At 69.4% G+C, this 19090-nt stretch carries 19 protein-coding genes, 1 tRNA gene and 1 pseudogene; 6 read left to right on the top strand and 15 right to left on the bottom strand.

Annotated elements, in window-relative coordinates:
- The 4 genes from J7E89_RS16365 to J7E89_RS16350 all read right to left on the bottom strand — a co-directional run bounded on the left by J7E89_RS16365 (position 1) and on the right by J7E89_RS16350 (position 2807).
- Positions 1 to 462, bottom strand: a complete 462-nt coding sequence (locus J7E89_RS16365) for a copper chaperone PCu(A)C (RefSeq protein ID WP_308315501.1) — start codon at positions 460 to 462, stop codon at positions 1 to 3.
- Positions 459 to 1118, bottom strand: coding sequence for an SCO family protein (locus tag J7E89_RS16360; RefSeq protein WP_214974186.1), 660 nt, complete (start codon positions 1116 to 1118; stop codon positions 459 to 461). The genes J7E89_RS16365 and J7E89_RS16360 overlap by 4 nt, the downstream gene beginning before the upstream one ends.
- A gap of 38 nt (positions 1119 to 1156) precedes the next feature.
- Positions 1157 to 1888, bottom strand: a complete 732-nt coding sequence (locus J7E89_RS16355; protein WP_214974184.1) for a YcnI family protein — start codon at positions 1886 to 1888, stop codon at positions 1157 to 1159.
- Positions 1889 to 2003: 115 nt separating this feature from the next.
- A complete protein-coding gene (locus tag J7E89_RS16350) occupies positions 2004 to 2807 on the bottom strand; it encodes a hypothetical protein (RefSeq protein ID WP_214974182.1) in 804 nt (267 codons plus the stop codon).
- Between the two features lie 180 nt (positions 2808 to 2987).
- Between J7E89_RS16350 and J7E89_RS16345 the strand changes: the two genes are divergently transcribed.
- Complete coding sequence (locus J7E89_RS16345) at positions 2988 to 3446, top strand: ATP-binding protein (protein WP_214974180.1); 459 nt, start codon at positions 2988 to 2990, stop codon at positions 3444 to 3446.
- A 42-nt stretch (positions 3447 to 3488) separates the two neighbouring features.
- Here the strand turns inward: J7E89_RS16345 and J7E89_RS16340 are convergent, their stop codons facing one another.
- Together J7E89_RS16340 and J7E89_RS16335 are read right to left on the bottom strand one after the other, a co-directional pair.
- Positions 3489 to 4943 (bottom strand): aminopeptidase P family protein, encoded by a 1455-nt coding sequence (locus J7E89_RS16340; RefSeq protein WP_214974307.1) that lies wholly within the window; start codon positions 4941 to 4943, stop codon positions 3489 to 3491.
- A 103-nt stretch (positions 4944 to 5046) separates the two neighbouring features.
- A complete protein-coding gene (locus tag J7E89_RS16335) occupies positions 5047 to 6549 on the bottom strand; it encodes a PP2C family protein-serine/threonine phosphatase (protein ID WP_214974305.1) in 1503 nt (500 codons plus the stop codon).
- Between the two features lie 467 nt (positions 6550 to 7016).
- Here J7E89_RS16335 and J7E89_RS16330 point away from each other — a divergent pair, with 467 nt between their 5' ends.
- Together J7E89_RS16330 and J7E89_RS16325 are read left to right on the top strand one after the other, a co-directional pair.
- Complete coding sequence (locus J7E89_RS16330; protein WP_214974179.1) at positions 7017 to 7727, top strand: bifunctional DNA primase/polymerase; 711 nt, start codon at positions 7017 to 7019, stop codon at positions 7725 to 7727.
- Positions 7728 to 7894: 167 nt separating this feature from the next.
- The gene (locus J7E89_RS16325) at positions 7895 to 8455 is read left to right on the top strand and encodes a hypothetical protein (RefSeq protein ID WP_251060615.1); all 561 of its coding nucleotides are present in this window, start codon (positions 7895 to 7897) and stop codon (positions 8453 to 8455) included.
- Positions 8456 to 8657: 202 nt separating this feature from the next.
- Here J7E89_RS16325 and J7E89_RS16320 read toward each other — a convergent pair whose 3' ends face one another.
- From J7E89_RS16320 to J7E89_RS16310, 3 genes are all read right to left on the bottom strand, one after another.
- A complete protein-coding gene (locus J7E89_RS16320; protein WP_214974177.1) occupies positions 8658 to 9632 on the bottom strand; it encodes a DUF5926 family protein in 975 nt (324 codons plus the stop codon).
- 186 nt (positions 9633 to 9818) lie between these two features.
- On the bottom strand, positions 9819 to 10382 hold the full coding sequence (locus J7E89_RS16315) for an ATP-binding protein (protein ID WP_214974303.1): 564 nt from the start codon (positions 10380 to 10382) through the stop codon (positions 9819 to 9821).
- Between the two features lie 95 nt (positions 10383 to 10477).
- On the bottom strand, positions 10478 to 11296 hold the full coding sequence (locus J7E89_RS16310; RefSeq protein WP_214974176.1) for a glycerophosphodiester phosphodiesterase: 819 nt from the start codon (positions 11294 to 11296) through the stop codon (positions 10478 to 10480).
- 225 nt (positions 11297 to 11521) lie between these two features.
- Between J7E89_RS16310 and J7E89_RS16305 the strand changes: the two genes are divergently transcribed.
- The 3 genes from J7E89_RS16305 (at position 11522) to J7E89_RS16295 (ending at position 14089) form a co-directional block, all read left to right on the top strand.
- Positions 11522 to 13045: a S1C family serine protease gene (locus J7E89_RS16305; RefSeq protein WP_214974175.1), complete on the top strand. Its 1524-nt coding sequence runs from the start codon at positions 11522 to 11524 to the stop codon at positions 13043 to 13045.
- Positions 13046 to 13088: 43 nt separating this feature from the next.
- Positions 13089 to 13178: transfer RNA gene (locus J7E89_RS16300), tRNA-Ser, on the top strand.
- 203 nt (positions 13179 to 13381) lie between these two features.
- A complete protein-coding gene (locus J7E89_RS16295) occupies positions 13382 to 14089 on the top strand; it encodes a hypothetical protein (protein WP_214974172.1) in 708 nt (235 codons plus the stop codon).
- A gap of 57 nt (positions 14090 to 14146) precedes the next feature.
- Here J7E89_RS16295 and J7E89_RS16290 read toward each other — a convergent pair whose 3' ends face one another.
- From J7E89_RS16290 to J7E89_RS16265, 6 genes and pseudogenes are all read right to left on the bottom strand, one after another.
- Positions 14147 to 15547, bottom strand: a complete 1401-nt coding sequence (locus tag J7E89_RS16290; protein ID WP_214974170.1) for a site-specific integrase — start codon at positions 15545 to 15547, stop codon at positions 14147 to 14149.
- Positions 15541 to 15738, bottom strand: coding sequence for a helix-turn-helix domain-containing protein (locus J7E89_RS16285; RefSeq protein ID WP_308315500.1), 198 nt, complete (start codon positions 15736 to 15738; stop codon positions 15541 to 15543). The genes J7E89_RS16290 and J7E89_RS16285 overlap by 7 nt, the downstream gene beginning before the upstream one ends.
- Positions 15735 to 16868: pseudogene (locus J7E89_RS16280) on the bottom strand (replication initiator); the annotation flags it as partial. The gene J7E89_RS16285 and the pseudogene J7E89_RS16280, both read right to left, overlap by 4 nt.
- Positions 16781 to 17548 (bottom strand): DUF2637 domain-containing protein, encoded by a 768-nt coding sequence (locus J7E89_RS16275; protein WP_214974168.1) that lies wholly within the window; start codon positions 17546 to 17548, stop codon positions 16781 to 16783. The pseudogene J7E89_RS16280 and the gene J7E89_RS16275, both read right to left, overlap by 88 nt.
- Before the next feature lie 50 nt (positions 17549 to 17598).
- Positions 17599 to 17784 carry a hypothetical protein gene (locus tag J7E89_RS16270; protein ID WP_214974167.1) on the bottom strand — a complete coding sequence of 62 codons (186 nt, stop codon included), beginning with the start codon at positions 17782 to 17784 and terminating at the stop codon, positions 17599 to 17601.
- 1 nt (position 17785) lies between these two features.
- Entirely contained in the window at positions 17786 to 19033 is a 1248-nt protein-coding gene (locus tag J7E89_RS16265) for an FtsK/SpoIIIE domain-containing protein (RefSeq protein ID WP_308315499.1), read from the bottom strand.
- Positions 19034 to 19090: the final 57 nt, after the last annotated feature.

Here is a 19090-nt window from a genome sequence, read left to right as displayed (position 1 = left end):
TCACTGCTTCTTGGGGTTGTGGGTGGACTCCTTCACGGGAAGCTCGGCCTTGATCGGGCCGGCCTTCTCGAAGTGCAGCTCCACGGACACCTTCTCGCCCTGCTTGGGCTTCTTCTTGAGGTTCAGGAACATCATGTGGTTCCCGCCGCGCTCCAGATCGAGCTCGCCGTTCGCGGGGATGTCGAAGGACGTGACCTCCTGCATCTTCTGGTTCTTGGTCTCGTGGATCTGGACCTGGCCCGCGATGTCGCTGGTGACGGCGGTGAGCTTGTCCGCGGTGTCGCTGCCGTTCCTGACGGTGAGGAAGCCGGCGGCCATGTCGTCCATGACGGGCTCCGGCATGAAGGCCCCGCTGATGTTCAGCCGGGGCTTGTCGTCGTTCCCGGAGGAGCAGCCGGTCAGTACGAGGCCTGTGGCCAGGACTGCGGCTGTCGCGAGGGTGGTGGTGCGGCGGCGCTTCACGGCTTCTCGCCCTTGAGGAGCTTGGGGAGGTCCTTGATGTAGTCGTCGGCGGAGGTGTCCTCGCTGTAGAGGACGTATCCGGCGTCGGTCTTCGGGGAGAACGCGATGACCTGTGCGCCGTGCATGGAGACGACCGTGCCGTTCTTTTCCTTCTTGGGCGGGTCGATGCCGATTCCCATCTGGCGGGCCCCGGCCTGGATGGTCGGGAAGTCACCGGTGAGTCCGGTGAAGGCGGGGTCGCCCGCGCCCTTGAGCCACTTGCCGAGCGCTTCGGGGGTGTCGCGTTCGGGGTCGGTGGTGACGAAGACGACCTGGAGCTTGTCCCGGTCGGCCTGGGGGAGCTTCTTGTAGGCGATGGCGATGTTGCTCATCGTCAGTGGGCAGACGTCGGGGCATTTGGTGTAGCCGTAGTAGATGAGTGTCGGCTTGCCCTTGGTCTGCTCGCGCAGGTCGTACTTCTTGCCGTGGGTGTCCGTGAGGACGAGGTCCGGCTTCTTGAAGGGCCGGTCGAGTACGGTCGCGGCTTTGTCGTTGGTGGCGGCGGAGACGTCGGTGACGGGCTTGGAGCCGCCGTCGGTCTTGCCGCCGCACGCGGACAGGGTGAGCGCGGCCGTGGCGGCGAGCGCCGCCACGGTCAGCGCGGTCTTCTTGCGCATGTGGATATGTCCTGGTGGTTCGGTGAGGGGAGTTGGCGTCAGGCGGCGCGGCGGCGGCCGGCGAGTACGCCGAAGGCCACACCCGCGACGCCCACGATGATGCCGACGATGCCGAGGATGCGGGCGGTCGTGTCGCTGCTGGTGGTGTCGCTGTCGGCCGCCATTTCGCCCTTGTGGCCGGTGTCGTCGGCCTTGGCGGCTTCCTTGCCGGAGGCGCCATGGTGGTCGTCTCCTGCGGGCTCGGTCAGCTTGAGGACGGGCGCGGGCGACTGCGGCTCTTCCTCGCCGTCCTTGGGCTCCTCGATCCAGCGGACGACTTCCTCGTTGTCGTACGTCTGGACGGCCTTGAGGACCAGCTGGTCGGCGTCTTCGGGCAGCTGTCCGAGGGAGAGCGGGAACTGCTGGAACTGGCCGGGTCCGACCTTGCCGCCGCTCCAGGTGACCTTGGAGACGGCCTCGTTGATCTCCTTGCCGTGGACCTTGAGCGGCTTGTCGAGCTTGGTCTTGGTGACGTCGACCTTCCAGCCGGGCACGGGCTGCGGCATGACGGACGACAGCGGGTGCTCGGTGGGGAAGGAAACTTCGAGCTTGACGGTCGAGGCGTTGTCCCGCTCGTTGGGCACCTTGACGTTGACGGTGGCGTAGCCGCCCTTTTCGGCGGTGCCGACGGGCTGTACGCCGACGTGCGCGAAGGCCGTTCCCGCGAACAGCAGGACGGTGGAGGCGGCGGCACCGGCGACGGAGACGGCAGCGATACGAGAAACGTTCATGTCTGGGAGCACTCCACGGAGCAGAGGTGAATGACGCTCCGGTGCGCGGGTGCGCACCGGCACCGCGGCGCCGCTCCCGTGGTCGTGTGTGTGTTACGCCGGAGAGTGCGCCGCGTCAGGCTGCGAGAACGAGCGCCGCAGTGGGCGGTCCGCGCCTGATCACCGTGTGCTGGAGGGCTTCCCCGGCCGGTCGCAATGTGACGAAGGGCGTACGGGGCGTGCGTGGCCCGCGTACGGGCGTTCCCGGGAGCGGGCCGACGTTCAGCGCCCGTACGAGGGCCAGGGCGGCGCGCAGCGACCGTACGAGCGCGCCTTCGGCGACACCGCGGGCCGACAGCAGGACCAGCCGGGACAGTGCGATTTCCCCGCGCCGCAGGAGCCATCCGGTGGCGACGGCCGCCAGGAGGTGGCCGAGCAGCATCGGGAGGGTGGGCAGCAGCCCGGCGGCCGGTTCGGTGGCTCCTGTGTGGTGCGCTGCGGTGTGCGCGAGGTGCTGCTGTGCCTGGTGTACGGAGGCGGGGTCGAGGCCGGCTTCGGTGATGATCCGGCGTGCTTCGGCGGTGCTGAGCGGCAGTGCGCCTGCGCTGCACACGAGCTTGGCGGCGAAGGCGCGCAGCGAGGTGTCGGTGGCCGCGCTTTCGAGGGCCGGGTTGTGCTGGCCGAGTCCGAAGAGGGTGTGCAGTGCGAGCTGTCCGCAGGCCAGTGCGCCGGCGATGGCGGGCATTGAGCGGGCGCGCCCGGCGAACGGTGTGACGAGGCCGAACACGGCGGTGCAGCCGAGTGCCAGCGTCCACCAGGGGACGGTGGCGCAGGACGCTATGACATGTCCGGTCGCGGACAGCACAACGCAGACCGCGGTGAACACCGCGGTCCTGAGCAGCCGCAGACGGGCTCCGGCGCGTGCGTCGGACGTAGACATGGCCCCGACATCATCGCACTGCGTTCACGGCATTCGTACGGCAGGTCCAGGAGCGTATACACCGGCGTAAGGAGTGCGCGCGTCGGCCGAATGAGGGCAATCACGTTCACTCCACGCTTATGAAGCGCTGCTTGCGGCAATACGTATCCGTATGTCGAGCCGCAGCCAGGAGGCTGGAGCATGAGCATCTGGTGGTCTCTCCACTTGCGGCGCGAAGCCGCGAGCGTCCCGCTCGCCCGCCGCCTTCTGCTCGGCACCATGGAGACGGCGGGGGTGGATCCGGACATCTCCTACGACCTGTCGGTCGCGCTCAGCGAAGCCTGTGCGAACGCGGTCGAGCACGGTGGGGACGAGCGACCCGGAGCACCTTCCGCGGAATATCGCGTGACCGCTTATCTGGACGGCGAGAAATGCCGTATTGAGGTCGCCGACTCCGGGCCGGGCTTTCCTTCTTCACGGCGGGGGCATCGCGCTGATCTGCTTCCGGCGCACACTTCGGCGGAGAACGGCAGAGGTCTGTGCCTGATCGAGCAGCTGGCCGACCATGTCCATTTCAGAAACAGGCCGGGGAGCGGCGCCGTGGTCAGTTTCGACAAGATCCTGAAATGGCGCGAGGGCGCACTGCTCAAGGTGTCCTGAGGTCCTCAGCGGTACGCCCTCGCGCGGGTGGTCGCTGTTACGTCAGCCCTGCTTGACCTGCGCCATCCAGGCTTCGACTTCGTCGGAGCGGCGCGGCAGCCCGGCCGACAGGTTCCGGTTGCCGTCCTCGGTGACGAGGATGTCGTCCTCGATGCGGACGCCGATGCCGCGGTACTCGGCGGGCACGGTCAGGTCGTCGGCCTGGAAGTACAGGCCGGGCTCGACGGTCAGGCACATGCCCGGCTCCAGTGTTCCGTCGGCGTACGCCTCACGGCGGGCGGCGGCGCAGTCGTGGACGTCCATGCCGAGCATGTGGCCGGTGCCGTGGAGGGTCCAGCGGCGCTGGAGGCCCAGCTCCAGGACGCGTTCGACCGGGCCTTCGACGAGGCCCCATTCGACGAGCTTCTCGGCGAGTACGTGCTGCGAGGCGTCGTGGAAGTCGCGGTACTTGGCGCCGGGCTTCACGGCCGCGATTCCGGCCTCCTGGGCTTCGTACACCGCGTCGTAGATCTTGCGCTGGAGGTCGGTGAAGGTGCCGTTGATCGGCAGGGTGCGCGTGATGTCGGCGGTATAGAGAGTGTGGGTCTCTACTCCGGCGTCGAGGAGCAGCAGGTCGCCGGAGCGTACGTCGCCGTCGTTGCGTACCCAGTGCAGGGTGGTGGCGTGGGGTCCGGCGGCGCAGATGGAGCCGTAGCCGATGTCGTTGCCCTCGACGCGGGCGCGCAGGAAGAAGGTGCCTTCGATGTAGCGCTCGCTGGTGGCTTCGGCCTTGTCGAGGATCTTGACGACGTCCTCGAAGCCGCGGACGGTCGAGTCGACGGCCTTCTGGAGCTCGCCGATTTCGAAGGCATCCTTCACGGCGCGGGCTTCGGAGAGGTAGACGCGCAGTTCCTCGTCGCGCTCGGCGGTGACCTTGTCGGTCAGTGCGGCTTCGATGCCGGCGTCGTGTCCGCGGACGTTGCGGACCGGTCCGGTGGCTTCCTTCAGCGCGGCGGTCAGTTCGCGGACGTCCTTCGCCGGGATTCCGAGCAGTTGCTCGGCCTCGGTGAGGGAGTGGCGGCGGCCGACCCACAGCTCGCCCTGGCCGTCGAGCCAGAATTCGCCGTTCTCGCGGTCGGAGCGGGGCAGGAGGTAGATCGTCGCGTCGTGGCCGCCGTCGCCTTCCGGACGGGGTTCCAGGACGAGGACGCCGTCCTGAGTCTGGTCGCCGGTGAGGTAGGCGTATTCGGTGGAGGCGCGGAAGGCGTACTCGGTGTCGTTCGAGCGGGTCTTGAGGTTGCCCGCGGGGATCACCAGGCGCTCGCCGGGGAAGCGTGCGGAGAGTGCGGCGCGGCGGTCGGCGGTGTGGCCGGCCTGCGCGATCGGCTCCAGGCCGTGCAGTTCGGTGTCGGCCCAGCCGGACTTCATGTTCTCGGCGAGCTCGTCGGACACGCCCGGGTACAGGCCGTTCTTCCGCTGCTTGATCGGCTCTTCGGTCTCTTCCGGGGTCTCCGGCATGAGCTCTTCGGACACGACTGTCTCCTTGATACGACACTGGACCGCCCTCCATCGTATGTGCGACGGGAAGACGGCCCAGGGAGCCGTGGGCAACTGTGACGGATCAGTCGAACCGTGCGGCGAGCAGCACGATGTCTTCCGCCGAATCGGCCGTGTCGGCGCCGTTGGGGAGCATGATGCGCAGTACGTGGTCGGCGATCGCTCCGGGGTCGTTCCTCACGGCCCTGGGCACGCTCGCGGCGGCGGCGTGCAGGCGTGCGAACGCGCGGTCCATGGGGTCGCCGGTGCGCTCCAGCAGCCCGTCGGTGTAGAGGAGCACTGTTTCGCCGGGTGCGGGCGTGAGTTCCACGCTCGGTGCCTCCCAGCAGGCGAGCATGCCCAGCGGTGCGGACAGTGAGGTCTCGACGTATTCGGTGCGGCGGTCGCCGATGATCAGTGGGGGGCTGTGTCCGGCGCCGGCCAGCACGATTTTGCGCTGGGCCGGTTCGCAGTAGGCGAAGAGCGCGGTGGCCGATCTGGCCGGTTCGGTGAGCCGCAGCAGCAGTTCGAGGTCGGACAGTACGGCGACGGGGTCCTCGCCCTCCATGACGGCGTACGCCCGGAGGCTGGCCCGCAGTCGTCCCATCGCGGCCAGGGCGCTGGGGCCCGTTCCGGAGACCGACCCGACGGCGAGCCCGAGAGCGCCTTCGGGGAGCGGCAGGGCGTCGTACCAGTCGCCGCCGCCCTGGGGGCCTGTGCGGTGGCGGGCGGCGAGCTGCATCCCGGCGACCCGGGGCAGTCTGCTGGGCAGCAGTTCCTCGGTGACGGTGGCCACCTGGGCGTGGGCGTGTTCGAGCTCCAGCAGCCGGGCCAGGTGTTCGGCGGCGTAGCGGGCGTAGAGGCTCGCGAGGTGGCGCTGGCGCTCCGAGGGTTCGGCCGGTTCGTCGTACAGCCAGACGGCGGCGCCGAGGCGCGGGGAGGTTTCGGTGGTCAGGGGCAGGGCGTAGCTGGCGGCGTATCCCAGGCGCGCGGCGACTTCGCGGTGGCGCGGGTCGAGTTCCGCCTCGCCGAGGAGGTCGGGGTGGGCGATCTCGCTCGGGCGGGGGCTTCCGGGGAGTCCGTCGAGGAGCCGCCCGTACGACGTGGAGCTGCGCGGCACGGTCTCGATGTGGCCGAGGTCGGCGTGGGCGAGGCCGAGGCCGACGGTGGTGGAGGGGCCGAGGCCGTCGGCCGGTTCGAGGACGACGAGGCCGCGGCGGGCGCCCACGAGGGCGGCGCCGGCGCGCAGCAGTTCGTGCAGTGCGCTGTCGAGCGAACGGGTGCGGACCAGGCGTTCGGTGAGTTCATGGAGGGTGGTGAGGTCGGAGACCCAGCCCGCGAGCCGGTCCTGAAGCACCGCGCCGGCGGCGGCGGGTGGGGCGGGGGTGGCCGGATGAGGCGCGACAGTGTGCGCGGGGGGCGGAACCACTGGATCGATTCCAGCCACTTTCGGCACGTGAGGGGCGCTCATGATCGCAGGCTTTCCAGCTGGTGCGTTTTGCTCAATAGCATCGCAAACCCCCATGTCATTCTGCGCCGCTATCAATGCATCCACATGTACACGCACAAGTAAGGGGATGTCCAGCATTGTCATCGTGGGACTGTTGGTGTCTGTGGGATAGGCAACTTGGCCTAAAAATGCCACACACGGCAATAATTTGCGGTCGACTGATGGTGTTCGACAGCGCGTCATATGAACCGTGATGGGTACCTAATCGGTGATGGCCAGGGGCAGTTGGGACCGCCCCGGAACCTGGCGGCGGGCCTGGGCGTCTTAATCGCCGTGGGCCGTGCCTCATCCCCGACAGCGGGACTGCACGCGGGACAGCACTACGGATCTACCGCAGATGCCAGTACGGATCAGTTAAGCGCCATGTGTGCGCCACCCTCCGCTACGTTTCACGCTTGGCCCCGAGGGGCTACCCGTGCCGCAGGCTGAAAAGTGCGGCGATGCACCACCAGTACGCAGCCAGTACGTGACGTGCACGCTCAGTGAAGATATGCACACATGGTGTGATATGGACCTCGGCGTTCAACGGAAAGGAACGAGCGCTCATGCGCGAGATCCCCGGAAAGCGACGCAGGCTCCGGTTCCGGCGAAGTGAGGGGCCTGCCCAACTCGGCGCGGCGCTGACCTGCGCCACCGCTTGGCAGTGGCCCGTGCTCCCCGGAGTGGGCCTGAAAACTGCCGCCGCCGGCGGTGGCCGCGGCGGCTCCAGCGGCCCAGGCAGCCCCGGACGGGCGTGTGCCTGCCCCGATCCAGAATGCGTGGTTCCCGGCGCGCACCCCTTCGACCCGGGCCTCCTGGCGGCCACCACGGACGAACGCATGATCCGCTGGTGGTGGACCAACCGTCCGACCGCGCCCATCATGCTGGCCACCGGGGGCGCCGCTCCGTGCGCGATCAGCCTCCCCGCGGTCGCCGGCGCCGTCGCGCTGACGGCGCTCGACGGCATGGGGATGCGCCTGGGCCCCGTAGTCGCGACTGCGACCCGCTGGTCGCTGCTGGTCGCCCCGTACTCCCTGGAGCGGCTCGGTGAGCTGTTGTACGCCAAGGACTGGGTGCCCAGTTCGCTGCGGTTCCACGGAGAGGGCGGCTATCTGGTGCTGCCGCCCTCCGAGACGGGGACCGGGCAAGTGTGCTGGGAAAGGGCCCCCCTGGCCGGTTCGGCCGCGCCCTGGCTGCCGGATGTCGAGGCGGTTGTGGACGCGCTGGTGGCGGCGAGCAATGGCGCACCGGACGGCGGCAGCAGGCTCGCGTACTGAGAGCTCACCCGTACTCACCCGTACTCACTCGTATGGGTGTGAGCGCGCCCGTGTTCTGAGGGATTCGGGCGCGCGGCTGCCGTGTCACCGGTCATCCGTCGATATCTTCGGCCCACCGTCAAGAATTTCCGGGCAGTTGACAGGTGGGACCCGCCTTGAATCTCCGCATGATCGGGCTCGCGGCCGTCGTCGTGTTCACCGTCCTGCTGCCGCTGGCCGGCGCCTCCGCGGAGCCCGAGCCGCTGTCCGTACCCGACGACGCCAAGGCGGCTGCGGTGAACGTTCCGGGGAACGCTCAAAAGGACGTTCCCCCGAACGCTCAAAAGGACGTTCCCCCGAACGCTCAAAAGGACGTTCCCGGGAACGGTCAGGACGACGTTCCCGGGAACGCTCCGCAGTGCGGTCCCGAGCTCAGCTCTCCAGAAGGCATCGAGGGCCAGACCTGTGTGCTGACCGAGGACGGCAGTACCTGGGCGCGTACGTACTACCGCAACGCGACGGGGACGGAACTTCGATCCGTTCTCACCCTGATGGGCCCGGCCGGCCGGACCGTTCAGATGCATTGTCCGGTGAGTGCGCAGGACGAACCCGGGGTGTGTGAAACACCGCGTGAGCCGTCGCGCGGAAAAGCCGATGAATATTCGGCCGTCTCGGAGTTCGCCGCGGCGGGAGACGAGCCGTTGCTGCTGCGCTCCGGAAGCAACTCGGCGGTGCCCGCGCCCCGTTGACGGTCGGTGCGACGCGCGACGGAACCGGGATACAGAAAGACCCGGCCGCTGGCGACGGGGGATGCACCAGCGACCGGGCACTTAGAACGGTAACAAGAGATCTGCGGTTGGCAAATTCGATCTCCCTTATTCAGACAGGGATTTATCTGCTGAAACGAGGGTGTGACCGGAGTCACCGATCGGCCGACAGAAATTGTCACTGTCAGCTGAGCGTCACCTGGCGGTTGGTGAGACCGCCCCGCGCGCGGCGCTCCTCCGGCGTCAGCGGAGCGTCCGAGGCGAGGGCCACGGCCAGCCGCTCGGCGAGCTCCGCGGCGGCCTTCTCGATGTCCTCGGCCCTGGTCTCGCTCGGCAGGTCCCAGACCGGAACCATCAGCCCGTGCGCGCGGAAGGAGCCGACGAGCCGGGTGCCTTCGCCGAGCGAGGACGTACCGGCGGCGTGCAGCCGGGCGAGCGCGTCGAGGAGCTGGTCCTCGGCGTACGGCATGACCCAGCGCAGGTGGTTCTTGTCGGGTGTCTCGCACCAGTACGCGGCGTCGACACCGGTCAGCCTGACCGTGGGAATCGCGGCGGCGTTGGCGCGCTCCAGGGAGGCGCTCACCTCGGGTGTCGCGTTCTCCGCGTCGGGGACCCAGAACTCGAAGCCGGAGTGCACTTCGGGCTCGAAGGGCGCGCCGGCGTCGAGCAGGTCCTGCAGGCGCGGACCGTCCGCCGGGGCGCGCTCGGCCGCGACCGGCGTGCCGGGCTTCGCGGTCAGCGCGCGCCGCAAGGTGTCCGCGAGGTCGCGGCTCAGGTCGCCGGAGGGGGTGTCGTTCTGCAGGCCAAGCAGGACCGAGCCGTCGTCGCGGCGCAGGGCCGGCCAGGCCATCGGAAGTACGGTCGCCAGCGTGACGGAGGGGACGTCGTCCGGCAGCCCGTCCTTCAGTGTCAGCGGTACGGTCGCGGCGGGCACCAGCTCGCGCAGGGCGACCCAGTCGCATTCGCCGGGCAGGCCCTCGAAGGGGCGCTGGACCAGTTCGGTGACGGCGTGCGAGGCGGCGCGGCCGTGGCAGGCCTTGTAGCGACGGCCGGAACCGCACGGGCAGGGCTCGCGGGCCCCGACGACCGGCACCTCCCCGCCTGCGACCTGAGCCTGCGGCTTGGTTCCCCTTGCGGGCTGGGGGCGCTTCTTGGCCATGGCTTGGCTTCTCCCGTTCACGGCAGTGCTGTGTCGGGCGCGAGCCTAGCCGCTGAGCCGCCCGCGACCGGGACCGCCGGGCCCCGGAACCGGCCTGTCGGGGTCTGGGAGAGGCCGGTGAGCGGTTGGCCCGGGGTCGGCCCGGGGTCGGGGCCCCGGGGCAGTGAGAGGTCGATCCGGGATCGGTCAGGTCGTCGAAAGGTCGTCGAACGGGTCAGCGAAGTCGAGTCCGGGGACAGCGACGCGCGTAGCGAAGTCCTCGCGACGGTGCCCCTCCGTCACGTTGACCCACACTGTGACCTCGCCGGCCGCGCTGTCCCGTACGCCCCAGTCCTGTGCCAGGGCCGTAATGATGTTGAGCCCGCGGCCGCCGCGTGCGGTGACCGAGGGCGTGGCCGGAACAGGCCGGGTCGGACCGCCTCCGTCCGTCACTTCGACGGTCAGCCTGCCTGTCGGGTCGACGCGCCACGCGGCGCGGATGTCACCGTCACCGACCTCCGCCTGCCCCAGTGGCCTGCCATGACGGCAGGAGTTGCTGAGCAGTTCGGACAGGATCAGTACGGCATCGTCGATGACCGAATCGGACACGCCGTTGACGCGCAGTTCGTCGCGCATACGGCGTCTTGCTTCACCCACGCCCGCAGGGCCATGGGGTACGGCCATGCTCGACGACGTGGGCACTTCCCGTGCCACCACCAACGCCACCCCCGAGACCTCCTTCGCCCCACGCCACGGAGTGAATGCCCCAATGGCCTGGACCGGAAACCGGCCAAGCGCCGGTCAGTGACGCACTCGTAACGATCGAATACGGAACGAACGCGCCGGTGCACTCCCTGTAACCAGGGTTATGGGCGTCCCAATTGAGACAGGACCTGCTTAGGGCGGTTCGTGATGATTGCTTCCACGCCGAGGCGTTCGCAGAGCTCGACGTCCTCCGGCTCGTTCACCGTCCATACGTGGACACGGTGCCCCGCGCGGTGCAGCCGCGCGATGTAGCCGGGGTGGTTGCGGACGATCCGGATGCCGGGGCCCGCGATGTGTGAGCCCGCCGGGAGCCGCCCGTCGCGCAGGCGCGGGGAGACGAACTGCATCAGGTAGACGGTCGGGAGGGTGGGCGCCGCGGCCGCCACCCGGTGCAGTGAGCGCGCCGAGAAGCTCATGATGCGTACGGGCGAGGGCTCGTCGCTTGCGGGGGCGTCCAGGCCGAACCGCTTCAGCAGGTGGAGCAGTCGCTCCTCGACCTGGCCGGCCCAACGGGTGGGGTGCTTGGTCTCGATGGCCAGCTCGACGCGGCGCCCGGCGTCCGAGACCAGCTCCAGGAGGCGCTCCAGGGTCAGTACGGAGGTGAACTCGCCGGGGGCCTGGCCCCGGGCCGGGTCCCAGTCCGGGGATTCCGCGCTGTCGCGCCAGGAGCCGAAGTCGAGGGCGGCGAGGTCGGCCAGTTCGAGGGCGGAGACGGCGCCGCGGCCGTTCGAGGTGCGGTTCACCCGGCGGTCGTGGACGCACACGAGGTGCCCGTCCGCGGTGAGCCGTACATCGCACTCGAGGGCGTCCGCGCCGTCCTCGATCGCCTTCATGTACGCCGCCAGGGTGTGCTCGGGGGCGTCCTCGGAGGCGCCGCGGTGAGCGACGACTTGGATGGTGTGCTGCCGTGCGTGGGTCACGGCGTCATGGTGTCACCGCGGATGGGTAGGCGGGAAAACACGTCACAGGAGGCGGCCGATCGGCCCTTCTCGGCATGCGGCCGTTTTGACCGATGTAAAGGATGTTCCGTGGACGCACAGGAACCGCTTACGGTCCTCTGATGTGCGGTGAGAAAAGCTGACAGCGGACACTTGCACAGTGGTGACGTTGACCGAAACCGACGTGGGACCGAGGAGAAGAGAGCTGTGAGCACCGAGAACGAGGGCACTGCGGTTCCGGCCGCCCCTTCAGCACCTCCCGTGCCGGTGGCCGCTCCCGGGCCCGCCTCCGACTCCACGGGTACGAACGCTGCGGACCCGGGGCGCGAGCAGACGCCCCCGGCCCCCGAGCAGCCCGTACACAATCCCACCGCGCAGGGGCACACGCCCGAGCCGCAGCCGGGGTACATGCCCGTCGCGCAGCCGCACGCGGCCGTGCCCGGGCCCGGACCCGCCGCCGGGCCCGGTCCCGCCGGTCCCGGCGCCGGAGCCACGGCCGGGGCCGGATGGCCGCCGCCCCCGTCCGCGCACCCCACGTACGGCGGCGGTGGCAGCGGCGACAGCGGCGGCCCCGCGTGGGGCGCGCCCATACCGCCCGCTCCCCGCGGGAAGCGCACCGGCGGGCTGGTCGCCGGGGTGCTTGCCGCCGCGCTGGTCGCGGGGGGTGTCGGCGGCGGCATCGGGTACTGGGCCGCCGAGCGCAACGACAGCCCCACCGAATCGACCACCGTCTCCGCCTCCGGCAACGCGGAGGGCTTCAAGCGCGACCCGCGCACCGTCGCGGCGGTCGCGGGCAAGGCGCTGCCGAGCGTCGTCACCATCGAGGCGCAGGGCGGCGGCGGCGAGGGCGGCACGGGAACCGGCTTCGTGTACGACGAGGAAGGCCACATCGTCACCAACAACCACGTGGTGGCGTCCGCGGCGGACGGCGGCGACCTGTCCGTCACCTTCTCCAACGGCAAGAAGTACGACGCCGAGGTGGTCGGCCGCGCGGAGGGCTACGACATAGCCGTACTGAAGCTGAAGAGCGCCCCGGCCGGCCTGGCCCCGCTGCCCCTGGGCGACTCCGACAAGGTGGCCGTCGGGGACTCGACGATCGCCATCGGCGCGCCCTTCGGCCTGTCGAACACGGTGACCACCGGCATCATCAGCGCGAAGAACCGTCCGGTGGCCTCGGGCGACGGCCAGAACAGCAAGGCGTCGTACATGAGCGCCCTGCAGACCGACGCGTCGATCAACCCGGGCAACTCCGGCGGCCCGCTGCTCGACGCGCGCGGCGCCGTCATCGGCATCAACTCCGCCATCCAGTCGGCCGGCACGGGCGGCTTCGGCCAGTCCCAGGCGGGCTCCATCGGCCTGGGCTTCGCGATCCCGGTCAACCAGGCGAAGACGGTCGCCCAGCAGCTGATCAAGACCGGCGAGCCGGTCTACCCGGTGATCGGCGCCACGGTCTCCATGGACCCGAAGAGCGACGGCGGCGCCGTCATCGCGGACCGCGGCACGGGCGGCACGGCGGCGGTCCCGGCGGACAGCCCGGCGGGCAGGGCCGGTCTGAAGGCGGGCGATGTGATCACCAAGCTCGACGACCGGGTGATCGACAGCGGTCCGACGCTGATCAGCGAGATCTGGACCCACAAGCCCGGCGACAAGGTCACGCTCACGTACGAGCGCGACGGCAAGACCTCGACGGCCGAAGTCACCCTGGGCCAGCGCAAGGGCGACGACAGCTGACCGGTTAGGCTGTCCTCGCGCGACCGCGGGGCGGTGGCGCGAGGGTGGGTTGCCCGAGCGGCCTAAGGGAACGGTCTTGAAAACCGTCGTGGCAGCAATGTCACCGTGGGTTCAAATCCCACACCCACCGCCAGGTCACAGAACGTGCTGATCAGAAGGGGTGTCCCGATCGAGGGGCACCCCTTCGGCATGGGGCCTGTCTCACCCTGAACCGCCTGTGTGCCGCTTTGGATCATCGTGTGTGGACCAGACGTGGACCACGATCTACCAACAGATCAGCGGGCGACCGGGATGCAAACAGCACCGGCGTGGCGGAGTCCCTGGCACACTCTCCGCGTGATCCCACTCAACCTGGCAGCCTCGCAGGACAACATAGCCGCGCTCCCGGCTGCGGCCTTCGTCGCTGCTTGCGCTTTGGTCTTCACCGTGGCTTCGTTCTGGTGGCTCAATGCCCGGCGGGGGCATCTGAGGACCTGGGAGCCGCACTCGTTCGCCATCGTGGCGGACACGACCAAGGCGCGTATCCGGTTTCCGCTGGTGCTTCACAACACAGGGGCGAGGCCGATTGTGGTACTCAACCTACGTCTGTCATTTCCAGATGAGCCCTCCTCTGTACTGCCGTTGCCGTGGACGAGTACGAGGGATCGCTTGCGGCCGGAATCAGACGATGCCCTACGCCTCCCCGCCTGCTTCGCGGTCGCCGGACGGGGAGCCGACCAGCTGTTCATCGAGTTTGGGGCGCCCTTTCCCGGCTTCGTGCCGGAGGCCCGGAATTACAAGGTGAGGATCGAAGCGAAGCTGGGACATCGCCTACTCAGGCATCGACTGCTGAGGCGGGGAAAAGGGGGGTGGCAACACCTGGTCACCTTCCCCTTGCGTGCTGCTCACATCACGGAGCCCGGTAGGTATCTGGCCTACAGCAACGCTCCCCATGACCTCACGAAGCACGATGTACGTAAGGCTGATGAGGCTCTGGCAGGGCTGCTGAAGGAGCTTGAGGAGTATCAGCAGGGCCAAGGGAAGGGCGGGGAACCAGGCGCCTGACCCTGACAACATACAAGGGGCGCCCCGTGGCGGGGAGCCCCTTGCATGCATTGCGATCTACTGACTTGCCTCGTCGGAGGCTTCCAGCGCCCGCTCGATCTGCTGGTTCGCGTGATGCTGATTGCGGCGGATGGCCTTCGCGTAGAAGCGGAACAGCACGGCGATGCTGTGGCCGGCGCGGCGGGCGACCTCGGCCGGGGAGACGCCGGACTCCAGCCAGAGGGAGACACAGGCGGCACGGAGTCCGTAAGTGACCTCGGCCAGAGGCGTCTTGGCTTCCTGCTCTGTGAGGGCGGAGAGGCGAGCAGCCTTCCAGACGTCGCTGTACTCCTTGCTGAGCAGGCCGCCGCTCCGGACAGCCCGGAAGAGCCGTCCGTCCTCGGCCGTGCCGAACTCCTTGATGTGGTCACGGATCAGGCGGACGAGAACCGGGGGAATGGGCACCTCGCGGGTGGCCCGCCGGGCGCGCTTCTTGAGGCCGCGAGAGTCGTACGACTCGCCCGAGTCGGTCCAGCCGGAGCCGACACGCGCCGAGCTGGACGACAGGACGACTTGGCCCCAGCCCTCCTCGGGAAGGGTGAAGTCCGACGCCCGGAGGGTCACGGCCTCGCCCGGGCGGGTTGCTGCGTAGTAGATGCACCCGAAGAACGCCTTGAGGTGCCGTCCACGATCTCCCTGTGCTCCTACGGCATCGATCAGCTTCCTGGCGAGAGCCGGGCCGGGCACGTATCGGAAGTCGATCTCGTCGTCCGTCTCGGGCGGCGTCCAGTCCACCTTGGCCAGGGGCAACGACGGCAGACGTTCCAACTCGACGGCGTAGCGGAGGCAGTTGCTGAACACAGGCACCTTGCGGTTCACCGTGTTGTCCGCCGCGGCGGTGCCGTCCATCTTGCGGGCCAGTGTGTCCAGTGCGGACCGCACGACGGCTGGTGTGTTCAGGGCCGAGATGTCCACGGACTTGCGGTCGATCCAGTCGAGGGCAGCCACGATGTGAGCCGGTGGGTCTTCGGCGTTGGTCCGGGCGACGAGTTCGCCGTCCTGGTCGCGGACCAGGCGGAAGGCCCAGGAGTACAGGGCGGTGCGCAGGACCCGAGGAGCAGGGGCGCCGCGGTTGTCCTTGACCAGGCGCGGGGTGACCGTTGCGAGGGCATCCGCGATGCTCGCGCGGTGCTTGGCCGAGGCGTTCGGCCACTTCATCACCACGTACTCCCGGGCATGGGCATACCAAGTCGGGGACTGGGCCGCCAGCACCTCCGAGGCCGGCAGGCCGGTCTCGGTGTCGAACTGCTCGCGGTTGCGCAACGCGGTGAGCAGTTCGGAACGACGGCCGTCGGCTTGTGCCTTGAGTTTGTAGCTCTTGGAGAACGGCTGGGCACCGACCCGCCAGCGGAGCTGGTAGGCCGCAGCGCGGTTGGGCCGCTTGCGGATGCTCCAGATCTTCACATCGTACGTCAGCACGTCGGCACCTCGCAGCCGTCGAACCACGCGTCGAGGTCTGCGCGGCGGATGCGGATCTGTCCATTGGGGAGCTTCAGGTGGCGCGGGGCCTTGCCCCGGGCCCGGAGCCGGTAGAAGGCGGCCCGCGACATGCGGATCTCGGCAAGCGCTTCGGCCAGGGTCAGTGTCCGGCTGGCAGAGGTGGCTATCACTGCCACACCTCCCCTTCGGCGTGGACCCGTTCCTTGTCGGCGCGGGTTCGGTTGATGTCGTGGCGTGTCTGGTTGGCGAGGAGTTCTTCGCCGGGGCGGTAGCCGGAGGAGAGATAGGCCCAGGAGGACTCGGTGATGAGCACGGTGTCCGGGGCGGGCGTGGGGTGGCCGGCGCGGGTGCGGGCGGCTTCGGCCTGGGCGAGACGCCAGGCGCGGCGTACGTCGCGCAGAGCGCCGAGGGTGGTGGAGTAGGCGCGGGATTTGGTGGAGAAGTGGCCGCGGAAGCCGAGCATGTGGGCCCACTTGCAGAGCTTGAGGTCCGCGAACTCGGGCAGGCCGCCGAGGTCCCAGGCGGTGCGGATCATCTGCCGGACGTGCTGGTGGACGGGCAGGTCCCGCAGGGGTTCGGCCTGACGGGTGCCTTCGCAGTCGGGGCACAGGTCCCGGATACGGCCGCCGACCGTGCCACGGCCGGAGCAGGTCCGGCAGACCAACGAACGGTCAACCGTCCCGGAGTCCTCGGCGCTCTTGGTGGCGTACTTGGCGATGTAGCCCGCTACGGCCTTGTCGGTGAGTTCGCCGTCGCCGAGCGCGGCGATCTCATCCCCCTTGAACTTCTTGCCCCAGCGGATTTCGTGGTCCCCCACGGTGTCGGAGACCACGGTCAGGTTGGTGCGCTTCAGCGCGGGCTTGATGGCGAGGAGGAGGTGGTCTGCGGTGGCCCAGGTCGGCGGGGGGCTGGTGTGACCGTCTGGGCCGTCGAAGCGGATGACGGCGTGGAAGTGGACCAGGCCGCGCTGCTGGTACTCGGCGACCTTCGCGAAGGAGATCCGCAGGGCCGCGTTCATGTCCTTCTGCGTGATGCCGAAGTCGGCGGCGAGGGTGCGGCGGAGGTTGAGGGTGAAGCGTGCCCAAAGAGCGCTCGCGTGGGCGTTCCACAGCACGGCGCCGGTGTAGTCGTAGGTCTTGGGGCTGCCCGGGGCATGGCTGGTCAGGCCCATGGGGCCGGGAGTGGGGAGGTGCCGGGAGGCCGGCGGGAGGGTCAGGCCGTCAGGGCCGCGTGTGCGGCGGTGGCCAGGGGGAGGCTGACGCCGAGGCGGGCTTTGAGTTCCGGCGCGGTGATCGGCTGGCCGTGTGCGGCACGGTGTGTGTCGGCGATCTCGCGGGCGGCATCCAGCAGGGCCGGGGCCACCTTGACTGCCGGTTGCGGCACAGCGACAGGAGCCGGAGCGGGGGCCGGGGGCGCCGCAGGTTCGGGCACGACAACCGGTTCAGGAGCAGTTTCCGGGGTGGGAGCGGCTTCGGTTTCTGCCGGGGCGCCCTCCGGCACGAGTTCCGGGTTCGGCTCGGGGGTGGCCACGGGAGCCGGGGCCAGGGGCGGGGCCGGTACAACGACGGGGGCCGGGGTGGTGACCGCGTGGAAGTGGCGCAGGAGCGCGGGGCCGACGGCGCCCCAGCCGAGGAGGAGCAGCGGGGCCACGGCGTCGACGCACGCGCGGCCGTAGTGCCCGGCGATGACGGGTTCGGCGATGTTGAGGGCGAGGGTGAAGAAGCCGGAGGTGTGCATCAGCCGGTTCGCGCCCTTGAGGTCGTCGGCGGCCACGCCACGCAGGGACAGGTACCGCAGGGCGACCAGGAGACCGAGGACGGACAGGTCCACCATCGGGGCGATCAGGGGTGCGATCGGGTCGGGGATGCCCAGGCGCAGGGCCAGATTCCAGACGTTGCCGAAGGAGAACACGAAGGCCAGCAGGGCGATGACCGCCATGACCACGGTCACGGTGCGCTGAGTGATCCGGTCTTCTGACATGAGGGATTTCACCTCCTTCCGTGGGTGAAGTCGGGGCCGGGGACGGTGGCTCAGTTCCAGGGAGCGAGGCCGGCTATGCGGGCGGCGTTCGGGCCAAGGTAGGTCTGAAGAACCCGGCGCTCGTTGGTGTTGGCGATGCGGTACGCGGCGATACCGATCCGCCCCGCCCGGTCGAGGTCTCCGACGGTGATCGCCTTGCGCATGTGTCGGATGTAGATCCGCATGGCGGGGCGCATGTCAGGCCGCCATGGACGGGGGCTCGGGGTCGTCCTTGGTGAGGTCCACGACCGTCCGTCCGGTGAGCTTCTCCAGGAGCCGGGCGGGGTGGCGCACCAGGCGGGCGGTGGCTTCGGCGACGCGGGCGGCGTCCTCGTCGGCGACGTAGGGGGTGCGGATGCGGACGAACCCGGGGCGGCCGTGCTGGGACATGACCGCGACACCGACGTAGGCGGGGTCCTGGAGGTTGACCGGGCTGGCGTCGGGCCACTCGCGGATGTCGTCGCCGAGCGCGGCCACGGCGGCGTCAGCGGTCTTCTGTGCGAAGGACAGCCCGACCGGGCACACGTCCCGGATGAACGTGGGAATCGCGTCTCCGGTGGTCTTCTGCGTGGTCAGCAGGGTCAGGAAGCCGACCGAGCGTCCCTTCTTTACCAGGTCCTCCACCAGGCGGGCGTTCTCCGCCGCGAACGCGGCCAGCCGCTTCGTGGCCTGGTCGGAGCCCTTGTGGTCACGGAAGTAGGTGTGGGCCTCGTCGATGACGACGACGATCAGCGGCCAGTCCGCCGAGGGGCCGACGTGCCACATGTTCTTCACGCCCAGCACGCTGCGGATGGACGCGGATCGGCCACGGCGCAGCTCGACCAGTTCCTTCAGCTTCTTGTTCGCCTCCTCCAGGTCGTCCCCGCAGAACTCGAACGCCCGCTGTACGAGGTCGGCGTAGTCGCCCTCGTAGGCGTGGGAGACCTTCCCGTCGAAGAAGACGAACTGAACGGCTGGCGAAGGCGCCCAGTCACACACCAGCCGGTTCACGCACGAGGTCTTCCCGAAGCCCGGCAGGCCGCCCATGGCCACTCCGGGAACCTCTTTGAGGGGCACGAAGACGGGCATGCCGAACTCGTCCACGCCCAGGTCCCACTTCGCGTACTCCTCCGGCGGACGGCCGGTGGGCACGTGAGCGGTCGGCGTGATCAGCGGGTCCACCCGCACCCCGCGCAGCATGACCTGTCCGGGCTTGTCACCTGGCAGCACGGACACACGGGTCATGCGCCAGGCATCCGCCAGGTAGGGGGCGGCCTTCTGAAACTCGGCCAGACCCACCTTCGGCAGGCAGTTCGCCCACGCCCTCACTCCGAAGGCGTCAGGGGTGACCTTCAGGGCCGGGACCAGGACCCGGGGCTTGGGCTGCTTGCCGTCCGTGTTGGCGGCAACCCTGGTGCCCGCCGGACGGGAGCGGGCAGGAAAAACCGTCCTGACTTCCCGTCGCACGGGCGGAAGAGTCGCAGGGCCGCACCGCCACCCGGGAAGCCGCCGGCCACTGTGACC

This window comes from Streptomyces sp. ISL-100 (assembly GCF_018614615.1).
Lineage (GTDB): Bacteria > Actinomycetota > Actinomycetes > Streptomycetales > Streptomycetaceae > Streptomyces.
Note: the sequence above shows the minus strand (reverse complement) of the source record. Positions and strands in the feature narration are given on the sequence as shown.

What these genes read in the sequence shown, in the direction of transcription:
- J7E89_RS16360 (WP_214974186.1), bottom strand. Translation starts at nt 1,118, where the DNA reads ATGCGCAAGAAGACCGCGCTGACCGTGGCGGCGCTCGCCGCCACGGCC.
- J7E89_RS16355 (WP_214974184.1), bottom strand. Translation starts at nt 1,888, where the DNA reads ATGAACGTTTCTCGTATCGCTGCCGTCTCCGTCGCCGGTGCCGCCGCC.
- J7E89_RS16350 (WP_214974182.1), bottom strand. Translation starts at nt 2,807, where the DNA reads ATGTCTACGTCCGACGCACGCGCCGGAGCCCGTCTGCGGCTGCTCAGG.
- J7E89_RS16345 (WP_214974180.1), top strand. Translation starts at nt 2,988, where the DNA reads ATGAGCATCTGGTGGTCTCTCCACTTGCGGCGCGAAGCCGCGAGCGTC.
- J7E89_RS16340 (WP_214974307.1), bottom strand. Translation starts at nt 4,943, where the DNA reads ATGCCGGAGACCCCGGAAGAGACCGAAGAGCCGATCAAGCAGCGGAAG.
- J7E89_RS16335 (WP_214974305.1), bottom strand. Translation starts at nt 6,549, where the DNA reads ATGCTGGACATCCCCTTACTTGTGCGTGTACATGTGGATGCATTGATA.
- J7E89_RS16330 (WP_214974179.1), top strand. Translation starts at nt 7,017, where the DNA reads ATGCGCGAGATCCCCGGAAAGCGACGCAGGCTCCGGTTCCGGCGAAGT.
- J7E89_RS16325 (WP_251060615.1), top strand. Translation starts at nt 7,895, where the DNA reads ATGATCGGGCTCGCGGCCGTCGTCGTGTTCACCGTCCTGCTGCCGCTG.
- J7E89_RS16320 (WP_214974177.1), bottom strand. Translation starts at nt 9,632, where the DNA reads ATGGCCAAGAAGCGCCCCCAGCCCGCAAGGGGAACCAAGCCGCAGGCT.
- J7E89_RS16275 (WP_214974168.1), bottom strand. Translation starts at nt 17,548, where the DNA reads ATGTCAGAAGACCGGATCACTCAGCGCACCGTGACCGTGGTCATGGCG.
- J7E89_RS16270 (WP_214974167.1), bottom strand. Translation starts at nt 17,784, where the DNA reads ATGCGCCCCGCCATGCGGATCTACATCCGACACATGCGCAAGGCGATC.